This window comes from Nocardia carnea, assembly GCF_029868325.1.
Classification (GTDB): domain Bacteria; phylum Actinomycetota; class Actinomycetes; order Mycobacteriales; family Mycobacteriaceae; genus Nocardia; species Nocardia carnea_C.
Genome location: NZ_JARWNW010000305.1, coordinates 1 through 18,007 on the forward strand (window position 1 = coordinate 1; position 18,007 = coordinate 18,007).

Consider the following 18,007-nt stretch of genomic DNA (forward strand, 5'->3'; position numbering starts at 1 on the left):
CGATCGGTGTCGTAGACCGCGACCGCGCCCGGTGCGCGCGTGCTGAGTCCGTCCTCATGGCTGTAGGCCACGATTTCGGTGAAGCCCCGGCAGGAGGCGAACGCCGCGGCGAGCACCGTGGCATCGCGGTCCCCCACCCCCCAACCACAGCCCGGCAAAAAATGGGCCAAAAACCCCGCGGCGCCGAAGGCGCCGCAAAAACACACAGCACTCTCAGATCGTTCTCAGTCGTGTTCGGCACCCTGGACAGGGAATATGAGCAGAATAGAGAGACTATGACCGAGGATTTCACCAATCGGCCGGACCGGCCGGAAGAAGGACCGGTGCCGCCCTCGCATTCGCATCCCCAGCCGGGTGCGGCTCATGACCCCGGCGTCCCCGTGCCGCCGGGGCAGGCCGGCGGCGACCGGTATCCGGGCGGGCAGCCGTTTCCGGGTTCGCAGCCCGGCGATACGGCCGCATACCCGGCGATGGGCCACCCGTACGGGGGCCCGCCGTCTCCCGGGGGCCCGCCGCCCGGTGATACCGGGCAGTTCTATGCCGGTCCGCCCCCCGCGCCGCGGAAGAGTTCGCTGCGTACCGGGCTGGTGGCCGGGGGGATTGCGCTCGCGCTGGTCAGTGGTGGCGTCGGCGGTGTGGTCGGCGCCCTGGTCACCGATTCCGGTAGCCGGCCGGTAGCGACCAATGCGCTCGATGCGCCGGTGCCCGAGGTCAAGGATGCCGCGAACGCGCCGGCGGGTTCGGTGCAGGCGGTCGCGCAGGAGGTCACTCCGTCGGTAGTGATGATCGAGGTGGCGAGCAACCGCGGGCAGGGTGAGGGTTCGGGGGTCGTGCTGTCCTCGGACGGGCTGATCCTGACCAATAACCATGTCGCGGCCGGCGGCGGCGCCGGGGGCGATATGCGGGTGACCTTCGCCGACGGCAGTACCGCCCCGGCGACCCTGGTCGGTGCCGATCCGGTCTCGGATCTGGCGGTGATCCAGGCACGCGGGAAAACGGATCTGAAACCGGTCGAACTGGGCAGTTCGGCGGGTCTGCAGGTCGGGCAGCCGGTGGTGGCCATCGGCTCGCCGCTCGGCCTGGCCGGCACCGTCACCACCGGGATCGTTTCGGCGCTCAACCGCCCGGTTTCCACTACCGGGGAGGGCGGTAGTGACCCCACCGTGCCGAATCCGGTGATCGACGCCATCCAGACCGATGCCGCGATCAACCCCGGTAACTCGGGTGGCGCGCTGGTCGACGGCCAGGGCCGGCTGATCGGTATCAACACCGCGATCGCGAGCCTGGGCTCGTCGGGTGCGGCCGGTCAGCAGAGCGGTTCGATCGGTCTCGGGTTCGCGATTCCGGTGGATCAGGCGCGTCGGGTCGCCGATGAGCTGATCAAGACCGGCCACGCCACGTACGCTCAGATCGGGATGACCGTGCAACGCGATGAATCCATTCACGGAGCGCGGATTCTCGAGGTCACCCCGAACGGCCCGGCGGCGCAGGCTCGAATTCCGGCGGGCTCGATCGTGACCAGGCTCGACGATCGCACGATCGATTCCGGGGACGCCCTGGTGGCCGCGGTGCGATCGAAACAGCCCGGGGACAAAGTGCAAGTGACGTACACGGATCGGCAGGGCGGTGGTTCGGAGACGGTCGAGGTGACCCTCGCCGCCGCCGCGGTGGAAGGAGCACGGTGATGCAATTGGTGACCGGGGGCGGCCACGCCGCGACCGATATCGACGCTACGGTGAGCGGTATGGAAATCGATGCTCCTGTGGCGGGGCGCGCACTGGTGGTGGTCGTCGACGATCGAACGGCGCATGGCGGCGAGGATTCGCTGGGGCCGTTGGTCACCGAACTGCTCACCGAGGCGGGGTTCCTGGTCGACGCGTCCGTTTCGGTGGAGGCGGACGAGGTGGCGATCCGGAACGCCTTGAACACCGCGGTGATCGGCGGGGTGGATATCGTGATCTCGGTCGGTGGCACCGGGATGTCGCCGCGTGATGTGACGCCCGAGGCGACGGCCGAGGTTCTCGACCGGGACCTGCCCGGGATCAGCGAGGCGCTGCGCGCATCCGGCCGGGTGGCGGGGTCGCTGGACGCCGGTCTTTCCCGCGGCCTGGCCGGTATCTCGGGTAGCACCCTGGTGGTGAACCTGCCGGGTACGCGGGCCGCTGTCCGCGACGGGATGGCCACCCTGGGCCCGTTGGCGAGTCGCGTCATCGGCGAGCTGTCCGGTCTGCTGGAGTGAGCCGGGGCATACGGTATGAGTGAGGGTGAGAGCCCCGAGGTCCCCCGCCGGGCACGACGCCGGGCGGGGGATCTCGCACGTGTGGACCGGGTTTTCGGTGAGGTGCTGCCGAATACCACGCGCGATGAATGGGACGACGGTTCGTCAACGGACCGTGACGGCGACGACTGGCTGCGCTCGCAGGTTCCGCCGCATCACGGAGATGCGGGCTGAGCCGCAAAAGTCTTGGCGCTTAACGCTTTCCGTGTGAATGTGGTATGGGTTCGCTATCTCGAGGGGGTAACGGGGTGGGTTTTCGGTCCAATTGTCCAGAACTGGGATCGAGAGGATTTTGACGACGCGTGCCCGGGTGGCGCGCGTCTTTTCTTTCTTCTATATGCCGTTGGGGCGATCTGTTTACGGATTTTTATCGTTTCGGCGTGGTGGGGCGGCATTTCTGCTACAGGTAGTGACCTGCATGTGCACGCGTCGCTATACGTAGATGTGAAATAGATCACATCAACGTATAGCGAAAAGAAGCTTTGTCCAACCTGTTATCGACCGCTTAATCTCGGTGCGTCGACTGCCGCAAAGGCGGTCCGGCGGGCTTGCAATACGGGGTCAGCCGGTCACTTTCGTGTGCATTGTCTGTTTTGGGCGTTGCACCGAAATAACAACGGGTCACCTGTAGGTAACAAACGAGCGAAACACTGGTCGGAGCCGGAGAGCGGTGTGTCCGAGCTCGAAGGCCTGCTGTTTGTCCGAATGATGAGGGGAAATATGAGCGAGAACCGCACCGACGGTGTACGTAGTGGCGCCAGGATCGCGGGTATCGGTGCCGCGGCCGCTGTCGCCGTAGGCCTTCTGTCGGTGGGCGCTGCCAACGCCGATACCTTCGTGCCGCTACCGGACGGCCAGAAAGCCGGCCCGGGGGTCACCATCTCCCGCACCGGTGAGCATGCCGTTATTTCGCCCTCCATGGCCGCGAACGGCGCGGGCCGGGTCGTGTGGGTTTCCGGTAACGCGATCGCCGATGTCACGGTGACCCCGGAGGGGGAGCCGGGTCCGAACAACGGACCGACCGGTGCGGACGGCACCAACAATTCGTCCACCCACGGGGCTTCACAGCTCAACACCGGTTATATCGTCGGCTGCCAGGTCAGCATCGGCGACGAGGCGATCGGCCTGGGCGGATCTCTCGGATTGAGCCTCGACGGCGGAAGTGTCGGCGGTTCGGTCGGCTTGGAGTTGGGCCCGGGCGAGGTGAAGTTCGTCCAGATCGACTACAAGGACATCACCAAGCCCGGCAAGTACTCCGTCGAGTACCAGGACGCCGAAATCGAGATCCAGGGTTGCGCGGGTTACGCGCAGGCGCGGTCGTACACGGTGGTCGAGATCATCGGCGACCACTACTCGAAGACGACCCTGTACGGCCAGCCGTTCAGCATCGGCTGAACCGCCCGGTCCGTCCCGTCGTATCGAAACGAACCTCGTCTCGCGTCCATTCGCGAGCTTTCCCCTCGAAGGGTCCAACCATGATCAACCGAAAGAATATGGCGCGCTTGGCCGGTGCCGGTGCCGCCGCCACTCTCGCCATGGGTCTGTTCTCGACCGGAGCGGCCAATGCCGATACGTTCATTCCGCTGCCCGGCGGTGAACTGGTCAAAACGCTGTCCGACGGCACGGTGGTGACCGTGCGCATGGTCGGCGAATCGGCCACCATCAGCCCGTCGATGGGCGCTACCCCGGTGCATCGCAACGCCTGGGTCTCCGGTAGCGCACAGGTCGAGATCGCCGGCGGTGAAGACGTCGGCGGCAAGATCTACCCCGGCTATGTCGTCGGCTGCCAGGTCAACATCGCCGGCGGCGGTGCCGAGGGCGGCGCCAGTGCCGATGTGGATACGGAAGGAAATGTCAGCCCGAGCGCCGAAACCGGCGCCAACCTGACCATCGGCCCAGGCCAGGCGAAATCGTTCTACGTCCTCGACATCGAGAAGCCGGACGACTACGGCAGCGAGGATCACGCCACCAACAACAGCTTCGGCGGCAACACCGGTTCGGTGACCTGGTCCGACCAGACCATCGGGCTCAACGGTTGCGGCGGCTACGCGCAGGCGAGGTCGTTCATCAGCGTCGAGGTGGAAACCGAGAATGTGATCAGCTACGTGACCCTGTGGGGTCAGCCGTTCAGCCTCGGCTGACAACCGATCGAACGATAGTACCGGTACGGAAGCAGGCCCGCCGCAGCAGCGGCGGGCCTGTCTCGTGCCCGGCAGGCAGGCTATCGGCTGCCGGGCGGTTTCCCCAGCGCCCGTCACCTTCTGGTTACCTGCGAATCATCCGGATGCCACACCGAATCGGTGGCGCGGTAGCCGAGTGTTCACCGGTTGTGTGGTTTCGGGTTCATCTAGTGGCTACAGCCGTAACCCAAGCTCTATGGAGCCTGTTCTCGGGCCGCCCCGGCGTCGATCGCTGCGAAGCCGGGTGTCGCTGTAAAACCTTGATGAGGGGAAATATGAGCAAGAACCGCACCACCGGTCTGCGCCACGGCGCGCGCGCCCTGGGCGTGGGCGCTGTCGCCGCTGTGGCCATGGGTCTGTTCTCCACCGGTGCCGCCCACGCGGACACCTTCGTTCCGCTGCCGGACGGTGAGAAACTGGGCCCCGGTGTCAAGATCAACCGCACTCATGAGAGCGCGCTCGTCTCGCCGTCGATGGCCGCCAACGGTGCGGGCCGGACCGTATGGGTCTCGGGCAACGCCACCGCCGATGTCTCGGTCACACCCGAAGGCGAAGCCGGCCCGAACAACGGCCCGACCAATGAGGACGGCACCAACAACTCCTCCACCCACGGTGCTTCGCAGCTCAACACCGGCTACATCGTCGGCTGCCAGGTGAGCATCGGAGAAGACGCGATCGGTCTGGGCGGATCCCTCGGACTCACCCTGGACGGCGGCAGCCTCGGCGGCTCGACCAGCGTGGAGCTCGGCCCGGGCGAGGTCAAGTTCGTGCAGATCGATTACAAGGACATCGAGAAGCCCGGCGTCTACTCCGTCGAATACCAGGACGTGGAGATGGAGATCCAGGGGTGCGCCGGTTATGCGCAGGCCCGCGCCTACACCGTGGTCGAGATCATCGGTGACCACTACTCCAAGACCACCCTCTACGGGCAGCCGTTCAGCATCGGCTGACGCGCTGACACCGGTCGAATTCACCCCACCAACTCTCGCTGTAGCGAATTCAACCCCAGAGGGGCAATACACATGTTCACCCGTAAGAATCTGGCGCGCCTCGCCGGTGTCGGTGCGGCCGCCTCGGTCGCGCTGGGCCTGTTCTCCACCGGCGCCGCCCACGCCGACACCTTCATCCCGCTGCCCGGCGGCGAAATCGTCAAAACCCTCTCCGACGGCACCGTGGTGACGGTTCGCATGGTCGGCGAATCCGCCAATATCAGCCCGTCCATGGGTTCCACCCCGGTGCACCGCAACGCCTGGGTATCCGGTAGTGCCCAGGTCGAGATCTCCGGCGGCGGTGAAGACGTGGGCGGCAAGATCTACCCCGGCTACGTCGTGGGCTGCCAGGTCAACATCGATGGCGGTGGAGCCGAAGGCGGCGCCGACGCCGAAGTCGATTCCGAAGGCAATGTCACCCCCTCGGGCGAGGTCGGCGGCAACCTGACGCTGGGCCCCGGCCAGGCCGATTCCTTCTACGTCCTCGATATCGAGAAGCCGGACGACTACGGCAACGAGGACCACTCGACCAACAACAAGTTCAAGGGCAACACCGGTTCGGTCACCTGGTCCGATACCACCATCGGCCTGAACGGCTGCGGCGGCTACGCGCAGGCGCGGTCCTTCGTCAAGGTCAAGGTCGAAACCGATAACGTCATGTCCGTCGTGACGCTGTGGGGCCAGCCGTTCAGCCTCGGCTGATAGGCCATACCCCGTATCCCGGCCAAGGCAGCCCGCACCGGCCGGATCGGCTTTCCTGGAGGGCCCCCGCGCAACTGCGCGGCGGGCCCTTTTCGGGTAGCGATGCCTTTCGGGGGTCAATGGAAGATCACCGTCAGCGCGCTGTTCAGCGAGGCCGCGGCGACGGCGGCCGCACGCCGCGAATCGAGGGCCACCAGCACCACCGGCTCGGCCCGGCCCGCGCCCGGTTCGGCAGAGGGTCGCGGAACCAGCACCACCGCGGCATCTTCGGCCAGTGTCGCGGCCAGCGCCGGGTCTGTGGTGTCGGCGGCGACAACGTCCACCCGGTCACCGGCGCGCAGGATTTCGGTGATGGCGGAATCGGCGAGCCGTATGGGCACGATCCGGGCATCCCGGGAACCGGTTGCCACCTCGGCAAGGCGTGGACCCACGATCCGGACATCGGTCAGTACCTCGCCGGGACGGAGAGCCGCGGTGAGTACCGCACCCGTCAACGCGGCCGGATCGGTCTCGGCGCCGGCGGGCGCCGCGCCGGGCGGCAGCCGTGCGAGCCGGAGGTCCGCGGGCGCCAGCACATGGCCGGGGGCGAGGTCACGGGCGGCCACCACCACGGAGACGCGGGCGCGTTCGGGATCCTCGCGCAGGAACAGTATCGCGGCCGCCACGACGCACAGACCGGCGAGGATTCGCCGTAACAGCACCGCATCCGCCCAGGGCGGCCGGTTGTCGAATGCATCCCGCCAGGTTTCCCCGGACCCGAGCCGGCCGCGGGTGCGGGTTGCGAAGGGTGGGCGTAGACGGCTCATGGACCGAGCGTATGGGTGGAAAACCCGCCTGATCTCGGCCGTGGATTGATTGTGGACAACTCGCGGGCTGTGGATGAATCAGCGCGCGGGCACCGACCCCGGTGCCGGGTATTCGCTCAGCTGGCGGCGGCGGCCGGTGCCGATGACGTGCCGGCGGAACCGGAGGAACTGCTCGAGGAGCCGGAGCCGGAATCCGAGGAGCCGGACGAGCTCGAACTGTCCGATTTCGCCGGTTCACTGGCCGACGATGCCCCGCTGCGACTATCGGTCCGGTAGAAGCCGCTGCCCTTGAAGACGATGCCCACCGAGTTGAACAGTTTGCGCAGCGCCCCGGAGCATTCCGAGCACACCGTGAGTGCATCATCGGTGAACGACTGAACGATATCGAAGCGGTTGTCGCACTGGGTGCACGCGTATGAATAGGTTGGCACTGGGTCCTCCGCGGTATTCGAGAATTAGCACTCTACAGGCCACAGTGCCAACAGTGCCAATCGCGGATTGATTCCCGCAGGTACGAGGGTGTGCTCAGGGTCTCGGGGCAGATCATCCGTTAAGGGCGGGGCTGTGATTTTGGAGCCGCTCCGCGGCTCGAGGGTGGGGCCCTTGGAGGCCCGGTTCTTCACTCCTCCGCTCCTCCGCTTCGCTCCCCCGCTCCGTCGCTCCAGAACCGGGCGGGCCCCACCCATGGAGGTTCAGGCGGGGGCTCCCCGTGGAGGTGAGGCCGTGTGGCGCCGCTGGTCTGCTTCTCGGCCGGGCTCGGGTTATGGTCAGCTCTCGGCGCTGCTCCTGAGCCTGGGGGCGGCGGTGCCGTTCTGTTGGGGATCGGCTCAGGGAGTGGATCACAGGTGGGGGTTCAGGGGGGTCGGTCCGGCGGTCGGGGTGAGGACCCAGGGGATGCGGATATCGTGGGGTTCTTCCGGTAGGTGCTCGACTACTTCGTCGTCGCGGACCACCACCATCAGGCGTGCGGTCGGAGTGGCCAGGCCGAGCGTCCGGTCGTAGTATCCGGCGCCCTGGCCGAGTCGTACGCCGCGCCGGTCCACTGCCAGGGCGGGGACCAGGATCAGCTCGGCAGTGGCGACTGCTTCCGGTGGCAGCACGGGCCCGTCCGGTTCGAGCAGGCCGTAGCGTGCGGGGCGCAGGGCGTCAGTACCGGTGTATTCACCCCAGTACAGCGGGCCGGCTTCGCGGGTCACCGGCAGCAGTACCCGGCTCCCGGCCGCCCGCAGTGCCTCGGCGATCGCCACCGATCCGGGTTCCCCGCGGACCGGCACATAGGCGCATACCCACCCGGCGGTTTCCAGCCGGCCTGCCGTAGCCGCGAGCGCGGCGGCCTCCGCGGCGCGTACGGAGTCGGGAACCTGCAGGCGCCGGGCACGGATTGTCGCCCGCCAGGCCTGTTTGTCGATCTCCTCGGGCATCCGCACGGCGACAACCCTATGCGCGCAACCGCACCTGGCGCCGCGCCGCCTGATGCGCCCGGTTCCGCGCCGGCTCGTTACGCCCGGTAGCGGCACCGGATTCACCAGAATTCGCCGCCGGCCAGGTCCGGGTCTCGCGTGGGCCTCCCCACCCGAGACCGAACGCCCGGCCTTACGCCCGCCGGCGCGCTGAACGCACGGGCCGAGCAGCCGAAACCGGGGTGCGGGAGGCGCGCCGATATAGACAGCCGTTTGAACGGGGAGCACCGTGGATAGGGTGTGTATATGACAGCAGAGGCCGCAGTGCAGGGGAACGGGGAAGCGCACCCGTCGAAACCGGAATTCCGGACGGCCGTCGTACCTGCGGCCGGGCTGGGGACCCGATTCCTGCCCGCCACCAAAACCGTTCCCAAGGAACTGCTGCCGGTGGTCGATACCCCGGGCATCGAGCTGGTGGCCAGCGAGGCGGCCGGGTCCGGCGCCCAGCGGCTGGTTATCGTGACCTCGCCCGGTAAGGACGGGGTCACCGCGCATTTCGTGGAGGATCTGGTGCTGGAGCACACCCTCGCCGAGCGCGGGAAGTTCCAGCTGCTGGAGAAGGTGCGCAAGGCGCCGGGGCTGCTGGATGTCACCTCCGTCGTGCAGGAGGAACCGCTGGGGCTCGGACATGCGGTGGCCCAGGCCGAAGCGGTACTGGACCCCGACGAAGAGACCATCGCGGTGCTGTTGCCCGACGATCTGGTCCTGCCCTGCGGTGTGCTGGATGTGATGAACCGGGTCCGGCGTAAACGCGGCGGTTCCGTGCTGTGCGCTATCGACGTCCCCAAGGACCAGGTGAGCGCGTACGGTGTTTTCGATGTGGCGCCGGTGCCCGATGCCGTCAACCCGAATGTGATGCGTGTCAAGGGCATGGTCGAGAAACCGAGCATGGACGAGGCGCCGTCGACCTACACCGCCGCCGGCCGCTATCTGCTCGACCGTGCGATCTTCGATGCCTTGCGCCGGATCGGCCCGGGCGCCGGTGGGGAACTGCAACTCACCGATGCGATTTCGCTGCTGATCGACGAGGGACATCCGGTGCATGTGGTTGTCCACCGTGGGTCGCGCCACGACCTGGGTAACCCGGGCGGCTATCTTCGTGCTGCGGTGGATTTCGCGCTGGAGCGTGACGAATACGGTCCGGCGCTACGCGAGTGGCTCCAGCACCGGCTGAGTCCGGACTGGGATCCGCAACTCACCGTGGACGAATGAGATCGCCTGCGCCGGCGAGGACATCGGGAAGGGCTGGATGCGCTCTGTCGAGGATCAGCAGATCAAAGTGACGGCCGCGGCCGTCGCGCCGCGACCGGTGCGGGTCGCGATATCCGAGGCCCAGGGGCTGTTGTGCGCCGAGGATGTGGTGACCGAGCGGCCGCTGCCGGGTTTCGATCAGGCCGCGATCGACGGATACGCCGTGCGCAGTGTGGATGTGGCTTCCGCGGGTGCCGATATCCGCGACGAGGACGGTGAACTGGTCGACCTGACCCTGCCGGTGGTCGGTGAGGTACTCGCCGGTTCGCGCCAGCCCATCCGGTTGCAGCCGCGGCAGACTGTCCGGGTGGCGACCGGGGCGCCGCTGCCGACCCTCGCGGACGCCGTACTGCCGCTGGATTTCACCGACGGCGGCCGGGGACGGCTCAAGGTGTACGAACCGGTGCGGTCCGGCGATTACGTGCGCCGCGCCGGTGACGATGTGCAGCCCGGCGATGTGGCTGTCCAGGCCGGCACGATCATCGGGCCCGCCCAGGTGGGGCTGCTGGCCGCAGTGGGGCAGGACAAGGTGCTGGTGCATCCGCGGCCGCGGCTCTCGGTGATCTCCATCGGAGAGGAACTGGTCGATATCGACCGGATGCCCGGGCCCGGTCAGGTCTACGACGTGAACTCCTATGCCCTGGCCGCGGCAGCACGCGATGCGGGCGCGGATGTGAACCGGGTCGGTATCGTCGACGCCGACCCGCGCCGGCTGCGCGATGTGGTCGAGGGTCAGCTGGTGCGTGCCGAGGTGGTGGTGATCGCGGGTGCGGTCGGCGGCTGGGCCTCCGACCAGGTGTGTGAGGCGCTGGAGGGTCTCGGCGAACTGGAGATCGCGCGGGTCGCGATGCACCCGGGGTCGGTTCAGGGTTTCGGCCGGCTCGGCCGCGACGAGGTGCCGACCTTCCTGCTGCCGTCGAATCCGGTGGGTGCCCTGGTGGTTTTCGAGGTCATGGTGCGGCCGTTGATCCGGATCGCGCTGGGCCGGCGGCAACCGATGCGCCGGATCGTGCGCGCCCGCACGATCACCCCGATCCAGTCGATGGCCGGCCGCAAAGGCTATCTGCGGGCTCAGCTGATGCGCGACGAGGCCACCGGTGAGTACCTGGTGCAGCCATTGGGCAACAGCGCGGGGGGCTCGTCGCATCTGCTGGCCGCCATGTCGGAGGCCAACAGCCTGATCGTGGTCGAGCCCGACGACACCGAAATCCGCACCGGTGACAAGGTTCGAGTCGCGTTCCTGGCGCAGCGCGGCTAGAAGTGGAGTCCATGAACGTATTCCGGGCTACGCAGCACCCAGGGTGGCCCGCACATCTGGGTCCGGTGCGGGTGGGGGCCGGTGCGGTCACCTTGCGGCCGGTGCGGTTACGGGATGCCGCGGCGTGGAGCCGGATCCGGTTACGGGATCACGATCATCTGGAACCGTGGGAGCCGACGGGGCGCGGCGCCTGGGAAGCGCGTAATCATGCGTCGAACTGGCCGCCGCTGTGGTCGAGCCTGAAGGCCGAGGCGCGGCGGGGGGCGATGATCCCGCTGGTGATCGAGGTGGACGGTGCGTTCGGCGGCCAGCTCACGGTCGGCAATATCGTGCGCGGCGCGCTGCGTTCGGCGTGGATCGGGTACTGGGTCACCCGGGATCTCGGCGGGCGGGGCGTGGCGACCGCGGCCCTGGCGCTGGGGCTCGATCACTGTTTCGGCCCGGTCGGATTGCATCGGGTCGAGGCCACGGTGCGTCCGGAGAATCTGGCCAGTCAGGCCGTCCTGCGCAATGTCGGCTTCCGCGAAGAAGGTTTGCTGCGTAGGTATCTCGATGTGGACGGGGCCTGGCGCGATCATCTGCTGGTCGCCATGACGGCGGAAGAACTGTCCGGCAGGGTGGTCGATCGGCTGGCCCGGGAAGGGCGGTTGACGCTGCGCTGAACCGGCTCCGGGAACCGGCCTGTTCGATCTCGTGCTGGTGGAAATGTGACTCATGTGGCGTATGTGCACGGCGCGCCTGCCGTGTTGTACCCCTACTCGGAATTAACCTACGGACGTCGGTGGTGCGCCTCGCGCCATCGGCGGGAAGCTCGTACCACGATCTGCGAGACGTGCCCGCGGGGAAGAACTCCGGCGTCGGGACGCACCGGTCATGGCGTGGGCTGCGACGTTGACCATGCGGACGGAGGTGCTGACGACGATGGCGAACTCGATCCTGTGGATCGGCCTGGTCGTGGTGTGGGTCTTCGTCCTGTTCCCTATCCTGGCCGACCGGCATCCGAGGATCCGCCGGACAACGGACACCGCACTGGCTACGCGGGTACTGCATCGTGGAGATTCCAAAAGGCGCAAGAGAAGTGGGTATGTCCGCAAGAAGCGGTCCGGCCGGCCCTATCGAAAGCGTCACCACGGCAACGATGCGGAGGATCGCATGACCACAACAGCCGAGGAGACCGTCACCGAGGCTGACGAGGAGCTGCTACCGCACACCGACCCCGGCGACGAGCCGGCCGATACCGTCGACGATATCGAAACAGCGGAATCCGAGGATCACCCGGATACCGAAGACGACGGGGAAACGGAGCCCGCCGGCGATACTGCCGCGGCAGCCGAACCGCTCGGCGGAGACGTGATGGATACCGCGCCCGCTCGGATTCCGCCGGTCCGCGCCGACACCCGGCGTGCGCCCGTGCCCGAAGAGCCCGAAGACGACGGAGATTTCGTGCCCACCCGGCGCGGACGTGGCGGCTACGATCCCGAAGCCGACGCCATTGCGCGCGCCGCCCGCTACACCTTCCGGCAGCGCGCCGTGGTCGCCCTCATTCTCGGCACGGTGCTCTGCGGCGGTCTTGCCGTGGCCATCGGCCCGCTCTTCTGGTGGGGGTGTGGCGGTGCGCTGCTGTCGTTGGTCACGTATCTCGGATACCTGCGCAAGCAGGTGCGGATCGAACAGGAGATCCGGCGCCGGCGCAGTGCGCGGCTGGCCGACCGCGCTCGGGACCTCGGCGGTGAACCGGTGGAGACCGAGGAGCCTGCCGCTCCGGTCGCCGCCCGGCCCGGTATGGATCGCGATACCGCCCGCGCCCTGCGGCGACGCTCACATCTACTCGAATCGGATGACGAAGACCCCGCCTTCGAGCATCTGGACGCCTACGACGCCACCATCGCCCGGACGGTGCGTCACCGTGCCAGCGGCGGCGATATCCGGCGCGCTGCGGGGGCGTGAACGGGATCGGGCAACGCCGCCCCGACTACCGTAGTCGCCGAATAATCGCAGGTCAGCACCTCGATTCGGTGTAATGTAACCCGGTTTGCTAGAGTGACACAGCGCGGTTCACCGAGCCGCACGGGGCTATAGCGCAGTTGGTAGCGCGTCTCGTTCGCATCGAGAAGGTCGGGAGTTCGATTCTCCCTAGCTCCACAGACAGAAGAATCCCTCTGACCACACAGGGTCAGGGGGATTCTTGCGTTCGGGGGCATGTCCGGTATTGCTCGCCTCTCGGCCGGCATCATGCGGTCGTCTATCGCCGCGCCGCGCTTTTTGGTCAGCGAGGTCGACCGTGGATCGCTTGTGTTGTGGGGCCGCAGGTTACGGTCGGCGATGTGATCTACTCCAAAGAGCGAATGCAATAGTGCGTTTCTCCCTCGCGCGGTGATGTGTATCAACTATTGTCACCGACTGAACAAAACCTATCCGATATGCGGTACGACCGAATCGAGAGCCGATCATGTTTGAACAGAGTGTGATGGTGCCGGGTGACGTTCGAACGGGGCGGCAGGTATTGCCCCCGAGGGGCGGACTGCCGACAGCGACGCAGCTGTTGTGCAGTTTCCAGGGGACCAAATTCGCAGATCACGATCTACTGAGCTCGGCGCACGCGCTGGCGGCGTTGCATGCGCGGCGGGCCACCATGCGGGACTCGCGGCTGGTGGCCGAGGTGGACAACCGCCGCCGCGAGCTGGTGGAGGATATCGATGACTGGATTCGCGAACGCGGGTCCCTACCGCGTGACGGCTCGATCCACGCCGAGACACTGGGCGACGTGATCGATCGCATGGCCTGGAGCTGGGTGTATGCCAACGAGGTGATCGAAACCGACGGGGCGCGCGATGAGCACGCGCGTAAACGCTGGCACCGCCTGGCCGAATTGATCGACGGCTACACCGAATTGATCGGCGATATCATCGGCGGCCGCCGGCGGCTGCCTGCGCGAGTGTGATCGTTCGCGGTGCCGCACCGGGCAAGCCATCGGAAACCGCGGCTGTTCGCGGAAGCGGCCGGTCAGCGGTCCAGTACGGAAAGCATTCCCGAAACGGCTGCCGGCCAGGTGAACTGCTCGGCCCGCCGGCGGGCAGCGCCGCGACGCTGCGCGGGTGGCCGGGCGAGTACATCGGTGACCGCCCGGGCGAACGCGGCGGGGTCGTCGGCGGCCACCGCGCCGCAATCGGCGGTCACGATATCGGCGAGGGCCGAGGACCGGCTGGCCACCACCGGGGTACCTGCGGCGAGCGCCTCCAGTGCGGCGAGCCCGAACGTTTCGTGCGGGCCGGGAGCGAGTGAGATATCGGCGGTGGCCAGCAATCTGGCGACTTCGGCGCGATCGGTGATGAACCCGGTGAAATGAACCGCGGGCAGGCCTCCTGCCACAGCCGGCATCGACCCGGCCCGTCGTTCCAGCGCTTCCCGTCGTGGACCGTCACCGGCGACCACCAGGCGCGCCTCCACTCCGTGGCGGTGCAATTCGGCGACTGCTTCGATACTGCGGTCGACCCGTTTTTCGACCGACAGACGCCCGCAGTGCACCAGCAGGGGATGACCGGGCACGCCGAGGTCCGCTCGCAGGCCGTGATCGTGGCGGTGCGGAGTGAACAGGTCCAGATCCACTCCCAGCGGAACCATCTCGACGTTGGGTGCGGCGATCCGCCGGAACTCGGCGCGGGCGAATTCGGTGGTGCACACAACCATGTCGTACTGATCGGCCGTACGCCGGTTGGCGATATCGGCGAGGCGGCGGGCATACCGTTGCGGCATGATCTGCCCCAGCAGCCGATCGAGCCGTTCGTGCGAGATCATCACGCCCGCCACACCGCGGCGGCGGGCCCAGCGTCCGAAGCCGCGCAATGTCAGCCGGTCGGATACTTCCAGGGCGTCGGGCCGCAGGCCGGTGAGGGTATCGGCCACCCGCCGCGGGTCGGCGGCGCGATAGCCACCGGTCCACGGGATGGGGAGGGCGGGGAGAGTGATGCGCAGGACCCCGCCCGGCAGCACCTCCTCGGCGGGGCGCGGCCCGGGGACGATCAGAACTACTTCGTGTCCGGCGGCCACATATCCTTCGCCCAGGTGGTGCAGTGCGGTCCGCAAACCTCCGGAGCGTGGTCCGTAGAAGTTGGCCAATTGCACGATGCGCACGTCGCCGATCGTGGCCGGGTCCGGGTGCCCGCCGGAACCGGGCCGTCGAACAGCTGGTTAACACCCGGTGTTATTTGGCCCCGGCGGGCTAACGCTCGGGCCGGCTGTGGCCGGAGCGCGGGAGATCGAGGTTGAGCGGGATCCGGCCCACGCTGAGATGTTCACCGACCTCGTCGGCGGGCAGCGGCCGGGCGATGAGGAAGCCCTGCGCCCGGTAGCAGCCCAGGCCGACCAGCGTGCGGGCGGCGACCGGTGTTTCCACACCCTCGCCCACCACGCCGAGCCCGAACGACCCGGCCAGGCCGATGATCGATTTCACGATGGCGAGATCGTCGGTGCTGGCGCCGAGCCGCTGGACGAATCCGCGGTCGATTTTCACCGCGTCCACGGGGAGTGCTTTCAGATGGGAGAGCGAGGAGTAGCCGGTGCCGAAATCGTCGATGGCGATCTGTACGCCCATCCGTTTGAGCCCGCGCAGTGTCACCTGGGTGCGGGCCAGATCCTGCACCACCACATGTTCGGTGATCTCCAGGCAGATGGAGCTGCCGTCGATGCCGAAATGGCGCAGGATGTCCTCGATGCGCTCGACGAAATCCAAGCTCACCAGCTGCACCGGAGATACGTTGATCCGCATCACCATATTGGTCGCCAACCCTTGGCGGCGCCAGCGCGCGAACTGCGCGCAGGCCGTGCGGATTACCCAGCGGCCCAGCTCACCGGCCAAATTGGTGGCCTCGGCCACGGTGACGAACGCACCGGGCGGCAGCAGACCGCGGGTGGGATGCAGCCAGCGGACCAACGCCTCCATCGCGACGATACGGCCGGTGCGCAGATCGACTTCGGGCTGATAGTGCAAGATCAGCGAGCCGTCGGACACGGCGCTGCGCAGATTGAGTTCCACATCGTCCTGAAGCTCGAACTGGGCGCGCATCGCGTCGGTGAACAGCGCGACCCCGTTCCCGCCGCCGGATTTGGCGGACAACAGGGCGTGATCGGCGCGCCGCAGGACATCGGCGACGGTGGTCTCACCGGGGATACCGACGGCCACGCCGACGCTGGCGCCGCGGCTCACCGATTCCCCGCCGACGGTCACCCGGCGGCTGATGAGTTCCCGGATCCGGGTCGCTTCGTGTTCTGCGGCGACGGTATCCATGGGCTTGGCGGGCACGATCACGAACTCGTCGCCACCGAGGCGGGCGATCATATCATTGGGATCGAGATTGTCCTGGAGTCGCTCGGACAGGGTCCGGATGAACTTGTCACCGGCGGTGTGGCCGAGGAAATCGTTGAGGGCCTTGAGCCGGTCCAGGTCGAGGAAGAAGGCCGCGACGGGCCCGGGACTACCGGCCCGCAACCGCTGTTCCATATGTTCGAGTAGCGCACGCCGGTTCGACAACCCGGTCAGATCGTCGTGCAGGGCGATGAACCGGAGCTGTTCTTCGGCTTCCACCCGCGCCTGCAGTTGCGCGAACAGGGTGGCGATCGCCTTGAGCACATTGAGTTCGCGGTTGCTCCAGTCCCGGTCGCCGACCTTGACGAAACCGAGCAGCCCGGTGGATTTCCCGCGGGAAACCAGCGGAACGGCCGCGGAGCTGATATCGCCGAGACCGGACGCGGAGTGGATGGTCTGCTGATAGTCGGCGGCGCTGGCCGGGATCAGGAAAGGTTCGGTGGCATGCTCGAGTGAGCGGAACACCGAATCCGCCTGGTCGAAATAGACCACCCGGAGCGGATCGGGTTCGGGTACGTCCTGCCGCGGCGGCCACTCGGCCACCAGTACCGTGGACCGGTTCTTGGGATCGTTGTGCCGCAGGTAGCTGAAGTCCACATCGAAGTAGTCGATCAGCATGGCCAGCACCTGCTCGGTCGCCGACACCATGGTCGCCGAATCGACGCCCATCAGCTCCGCGGCGACTTCGGTCACCAGCGAGTCGAGTGTCCGCCGAGGCACCTGATCTCCGATCACACTAACCGCGGAGCTCTCCGCCCGGTACCGGGCGACGTTTGCTCCGCACGCTGGCAGCTGCCGCATAACTCAGGCGTAGTACCAGCGCCACGCTTTCTTGTTCCGGCACTTCCAGTATTTCCAGGAAACGACCCTGAAGTGTGGACAGTCTATCCGCGTACGCCGGAGAAAGTGCATCCAGTTCGGTACGGGTTTGCGAAAACAGGAATACCGGCGACATCGGTTGCACTGCCAGACCCGACCGTTGTGCCTGGATCCAGACCCGCCCGACCGCGGCCCCCGCACGGGCGTAACCGGCCAATCCGCCGCCCTCGGCGCCGGGTTCCCGGCGGAAGGTGACGGCGACGACGGCGGAACTGGAACCTACCCGGTCACGGGCGTAATCGCCGAGTGCGGCACCGGCCGACCAGCTGTGTAATTGCGCCATTACATCGGCGCGTCGCCCGATTTGCATGGCGGCCCGCTCGTCGGGCGCGAGTTCCAGCGACCGGGTGTCGATACCGTCGGAAAGGTCGTCCCCGGGCCAGCGCATCTCGGCGAACATCTCGCGATGCAGCTGGGGCGTGAGGTAGCGGACCTGGTCCGAGTCGGCCAGTACCTCGGCCATCGCGCGCAGGGCGGCCGGTGTGGTGGCCGCCCGCAGCTGGGCGTTCTCGGCGGCGGCCGCGGCGGCGAGCCCGGCCAGGACAGGCTCCGGGATGCGGCCGCCGTGGCCGATCCGGCGGTTGGTTTCGCGGGCGAGCGCGTACGGGTAATCGGCGGCCAGTACCGGGGGGGGGCCGGGACCGGCCCGGCGCGCCGCGGGGGGGGGGGGGGCGGGGGGGGGGGGGGGGTGGGGGGGGCCGGGCCGCCGGGGGGGGGGGGGGGCGCCGGGGGCGGAGGCGGGGGTGTGTTGGGCGGGCGCGGGCTTCGGGGAATCCGGGGGCCATACCGGGGCGGTTCCGGTAACCTACCGGGAGCACCGCGGTGAGCGGGGCGTCCGGGGT

The 18,007-nt window shown here is 67.6% G+C and carries 19 protein-coding genes and 1 tRNA gene; 13 read left to right on the forward strand and 7 right to left on the reverse strand.

The genetic code is table 11. The features are described 5' to 3' along the window. Positions 1-206, reverse strand: a 206-nt coding sequence (locus QH196_RS32400) for an ESX secretion-associated protein EspG (protein ID WP_348538119.1), incomplete at its 3' end; no start/stop codon positions are given. A gap of 69 nt (positions 207-275) precedes the next feature. On the opposite strand from QH196_RS32400, the gene QH196_RS29560 reads away from it, so the two are divergent. The 7 genes from QH196_RS29560 (at position 276) to QH196_RS29590 (ending at position 6,149) form a co-directional block, all read left to right on the forward strand. Continuing rightward, the gene (locus QH196_RS29560) at positions 276-1,685 is read left to right on the forward strand and encodes a S1C family serine protease (protein ID WP_280419134.1); all 1,410 of its coding nucleotides are present in this window, start codon (positions 276-278) and stop codon (positions 1,683-1,685) included. Beyond that, a complete protein-coding gene (locus QH196_RS29565) occupies positions 1,685-2,239 on the forward strand; it encodes a MogA/MoaB family molybdenum cofactor biosynthesis protein (protein WP_280419135.1) in 555 nt (184 codons plus the stop codon). Before QH196_RS29560 ends, QH196_RS29565 begins: the two co-directional genes overlap by 1 nt. Positions 2,240-2,254: 15 nt before the next feature. Beyond that, complete coding sequence (locus QH196_RS29570; RefSeq protein WP_280419136.1) at positions 2,255-2,452, forward strand: hypothetical protein; 198 nt, start codon at positions 2,255-2,257, stop codon at positions 2,450-2,452. A gap of 546 nt (positions 2,453-2,998) precedes the next feature. Then, positions 2,999-3,673 carry an MspA family porin gene (locus QH196_RS29575; protein WP_280419137.1) on the forward strand — a complete coding sequence of 225 codons (675 nt, stop codon included), beginning with the start codon at positions 2,999-3,001 and terminating at the stop codon, positions 3,671-3,673. Positions 3,674-3,753: 80 nt separating this feature from the next. Next, entirely contained in the window at positions 3,754-4,419 is a 666-nt protein-coding gene (locus tag QH196_RS29580; protein ID WP_280419138.1) for an MspA family porin, read from the forward strand. Between the two features lie 314 nt (positions 4,420-4,733). Beyond that, complete coding sequence (locus QH196_RS29585) at positions 4,734-5,408, forward strand: MspA family porin (RefSeq protein WP_280419139.1); 675 nt, start codon at positions 4,734-4,736, stop codon at positions 5,406-5,408. Between the two features lie 72 nt (positions 5,409-5,480). Beyond that, positions 5,481-6,149 (forward strand): MspA family porin, encoded by a 669-nt coding sequence (locus tag QH196_RS29590; protein WP_280419140.1) that lies wholly within the window; start codon positions 5,481-5,483, stop codon positions 6,147-6,149. Between the two features lie 116 nt (positions 6,150-6,265). Here the strand turns inward: QH196_RS29590 and QH196_RS29595 are convergent, their stop codons facing one another. The 3 genes from QH196_RS29595 to QH196_RS29605 all read right to left on the reverse strand — a co-directional run bounded on the left by QH196_RS29595 (position 6,266) and on the right by QH196_RS29605 (position 8,376). Further along, the gene (locus tag QH196_RS29595; RefSeq protein ID WP_280419141.1) at positions 6,266-6,955 is read right to left on the reverse strand and encodes an SAF domain-containing protein; all 690 of its coding nucleotides are present in this window, start codon (positions 6,953-6,955) and stop codon (positions 6,266-6,268) included. A gap of 116 nt (positions 6,956-7,071) precedes the next feature. Continuing rightward, a complete protein-coding gene (locus tag QH196_RS29600) occupies positions 7,072-7,386 on the reverse strand; it encodes an FmdB family zinc ribbon protein (protein ID WP_280419142.1) in 315 nt (104 codons plus the stop codon). Positions 7,387-7,794: 408 nt separating this feature from the next. Next, positions 7,795-8,376, reverse strand: coding sequence for a 5-formyltetrahydrofolate cyclo-ligase (locus tag QH196_RS29605; protein WP_280419150.1), 582 nt, complete (start codon positions 8,374-8,376; stop codon positions 7,795-7,797). A 285-nt stretch (positions 8,377-8,661) separates the two neighbouring features. Between QH196_RS29605 and QH196_RS29610 the strand changes: the two genes are divergently transcribed. From QH196_RS29610 to QH196_RS29635, 6 genes are all read left to right on the forward strand, one after another. After that, positions 8,662-9,627, forward strand: a complete 966-nt coding sequence (locus tag QH196_RS29610) for a UTP--glucose-1-phosphate uridylyltransferase (protein ID WP_280419143.1) — start codon at positions 8,662-8,664, stop codon at positions 9,625-9,627. 37 nt (positions 9,628-9,664) lie between these two features. Then, positions 9,665-10,924: a molybdotransferase-like divisome protein Glp gene (gene glp, locus QH196_RS29615; protein ID WP_280419144.1), complete on the forward strand. Its 1,260-nt coding sequence runs from the start codon at positions 9,665-9,667 to the stop codon at positions 10,922-10,924. 11 nt (positions 10,925-10,935) lie between these two features. After that, positions 10,936-11,586, forward strand: coding sequence for a GNAT family N-acetyltransferase (locus QH196_RS29620; protein WP_280419145.1), 651 nt, complete (start codon positions 10,936-10,938; stop codon positions 11,584-11,586). Positions 11,587-11,797: 211 nt separating this feature from the next. Further along, complete coding sequence (gene sepX, locus QH196_RS29625; protein ID WP_432279574.1) at positions 11,798-12,871, forward strand: divisome protein SepX/GlpR; 1,074 nt, start codon at positions 11,798-11,800, stop codon at positions 12,869-12,871. A gap of 122 nt (positions 12,872-12,993) precedes the next feature. Continuing rightward, positions 12,994-13,066 (forward strand) — tRNA-Ala (locus QH196_RS29630). Between the two features lie 307 nt (positions 13,067-13,373). Beyond that, on the forward strand, positions 13,374-13,865 hold the full coding sequence (locus QH196_RS29635) for a DUF4254 domain-containing protein (protein WP_280419146.1): 492 nt from the start codon (positions 13,374-13,376) through the stop codon (positions 13,863-13,865). A 62-nt stretch (positions 13,866-13,927) separates the two neighbouring features. Here the strand turns inward: QH196_RS29635 and QH196_RS29640 are convergent, their stop codons facing one another. From QH196_RS29640 to QH196_RS29650, 3 genes are all read right to left on the reverse strand, one after another. Then, positions 13,928-15,055, reverse strand: coding sequence for a glycosyltransferase (locus tag QH196_RS29640; protein WP_280419147.1), 1,128 nt, complete (start codon positions 15,053-15,055; stop codon positions 13,928-13,930). Between the two features lie 88 nt (positions 15,056-15,143). Then, positions 15,144-17,006 carry a bifunctional diguanylate cyclase/phosphodiesterase gene (locus QH196_RS29645; RefSeq protein WP_280419148.1) on the reverse strand — a complete coding sequence of 621 codons (1,863 nt, stop codon included), beginning with the start codon at positions 17,004-17,006 and terminating at the stop codon, positions 15,144-15,146. Between the two features lie 16 nt (positions 17,007-17,022). Continuing rightward, positions 17,023-17,628 carry a hypothetical protein gene (locus tag QH196_RS29650; protein WP_280419149.1) on the reverse strand — a complete coding sequence of 202 codons (606 nt, stop codon included), beginning with the start codon at positions 17,626-17,628 and terminating at the stop codon, positions 17,023-17,025. Positions 17,629-18,007: the final 379 nt, after the last annotated feature.

Excerpts from the sequence above, each read along its gene's own strand:
- QH196_RS29560 (WP_280419134.1), top strand. The coding sequence starts at position 276 with ATGACCGAGGATTTCACCAATCGGCCGGACCGGCCGGAAGAAGGACCG.
- QH196_RS29565 (WP_280419135.1), top strand. The coding sequence starts at position 1,685 with ATGCAATTGGTGACCGGGGGCGGCCACGCCGCGACCGATATCGACGCT.
- QH196_RS29570 (WP_280419136.1), top strand. The coding sequence starts at position 2,255 with ATGAGTGAGGGTGAGAGCCCCGAGGTCCCCCGCCGGGCACGACGCCGG.
- QH196_RS29575 (WP_280419137.1), top strand. The coding sequence starts at position 2,999 with ATGAGCGAGAACCGCACCGACGGTGTACGTAGTGGCGCCAGGATCGCG.
- QH196_RS29580 (WP_280419138.1), top strand. The coding sequence starts at position 3,754 with ATGATCAACCGAAAGAATATGGCGCGCTTGGCCGGTGCCGGTGCCGCC.
- QH196_RS29585 (WP_280419139.1), top strand. The coding sequence starts at position 4,734 with ATGAGCAAGAACCGCACCACCGGTCTGCGCCACGGCGCGCGCGCCCTG.
- QH196_RS29590 (WP_280419140.1), top strand. The coding sequence starts at position 5,481 with ATGTTCACCCGTAAGAATCTGGCGCGCCTCGCCGGTGTCGGTGCGGCC.
- QH196_RS29595 (WP_280419141.1), bottom strand. The coding sequence starts at position 6,955 with ATGAGCCGTCTACGCCCACCCTTCGCAACCCGCACCCGCGGCCGGCTC.
- QH196_RS29605 (WP_280419150.1), bottom strand. The coding sequence starts at position 8,376 with ATGCCCGAGGAGATCGACAAACAGGCCTGGCGGGCGACAATCCGTGCC.
- QH196_RS29610 (WP_280419143.1), top strand. The coding sequence starts at position 8,662 with ATGACAGCAGAGGCCGCAGTGCAGGGGAACGGGGAAGCGCACCCGTCG.
- glp (WP_280419144.1), top strand. The coding sequence starts at position 9,665 with ATGCGCTCTGTCGAGGATCAGCAGATCAAAGTGACGGCCGCGGCCGTC.
- QH196_RS29620 (WP_280419145.1), top strand. The coding sequence starts at position 10,936 with ATGAACGTATTCCGGGCTACGCAGCACCCAGGGTGGCCCGCACATCTG.
- sepX (WP_432279574.1), top strand. The coding sequence starts at position 11,798 with ATGGCGTGGGCTGCGACGTTGACCATGCGGACGGAGGTGCTGACGACG.
- QH196_RS29635 (WP_280419146.1), top strand. The coding sequence starts at position 13,374 with ATGTTTGAACAGAGTGTGATGGTGCCGGGTGACGTTCGAACGGGGCGG.
- QH196_RS29650 (WP_280419149.1), bottom strand. The coding sequence starts at position 17,628 with ATGGCCGAGGTACTGGCCGACTCGGACCAGGTCCGCTACCTCACGCCC.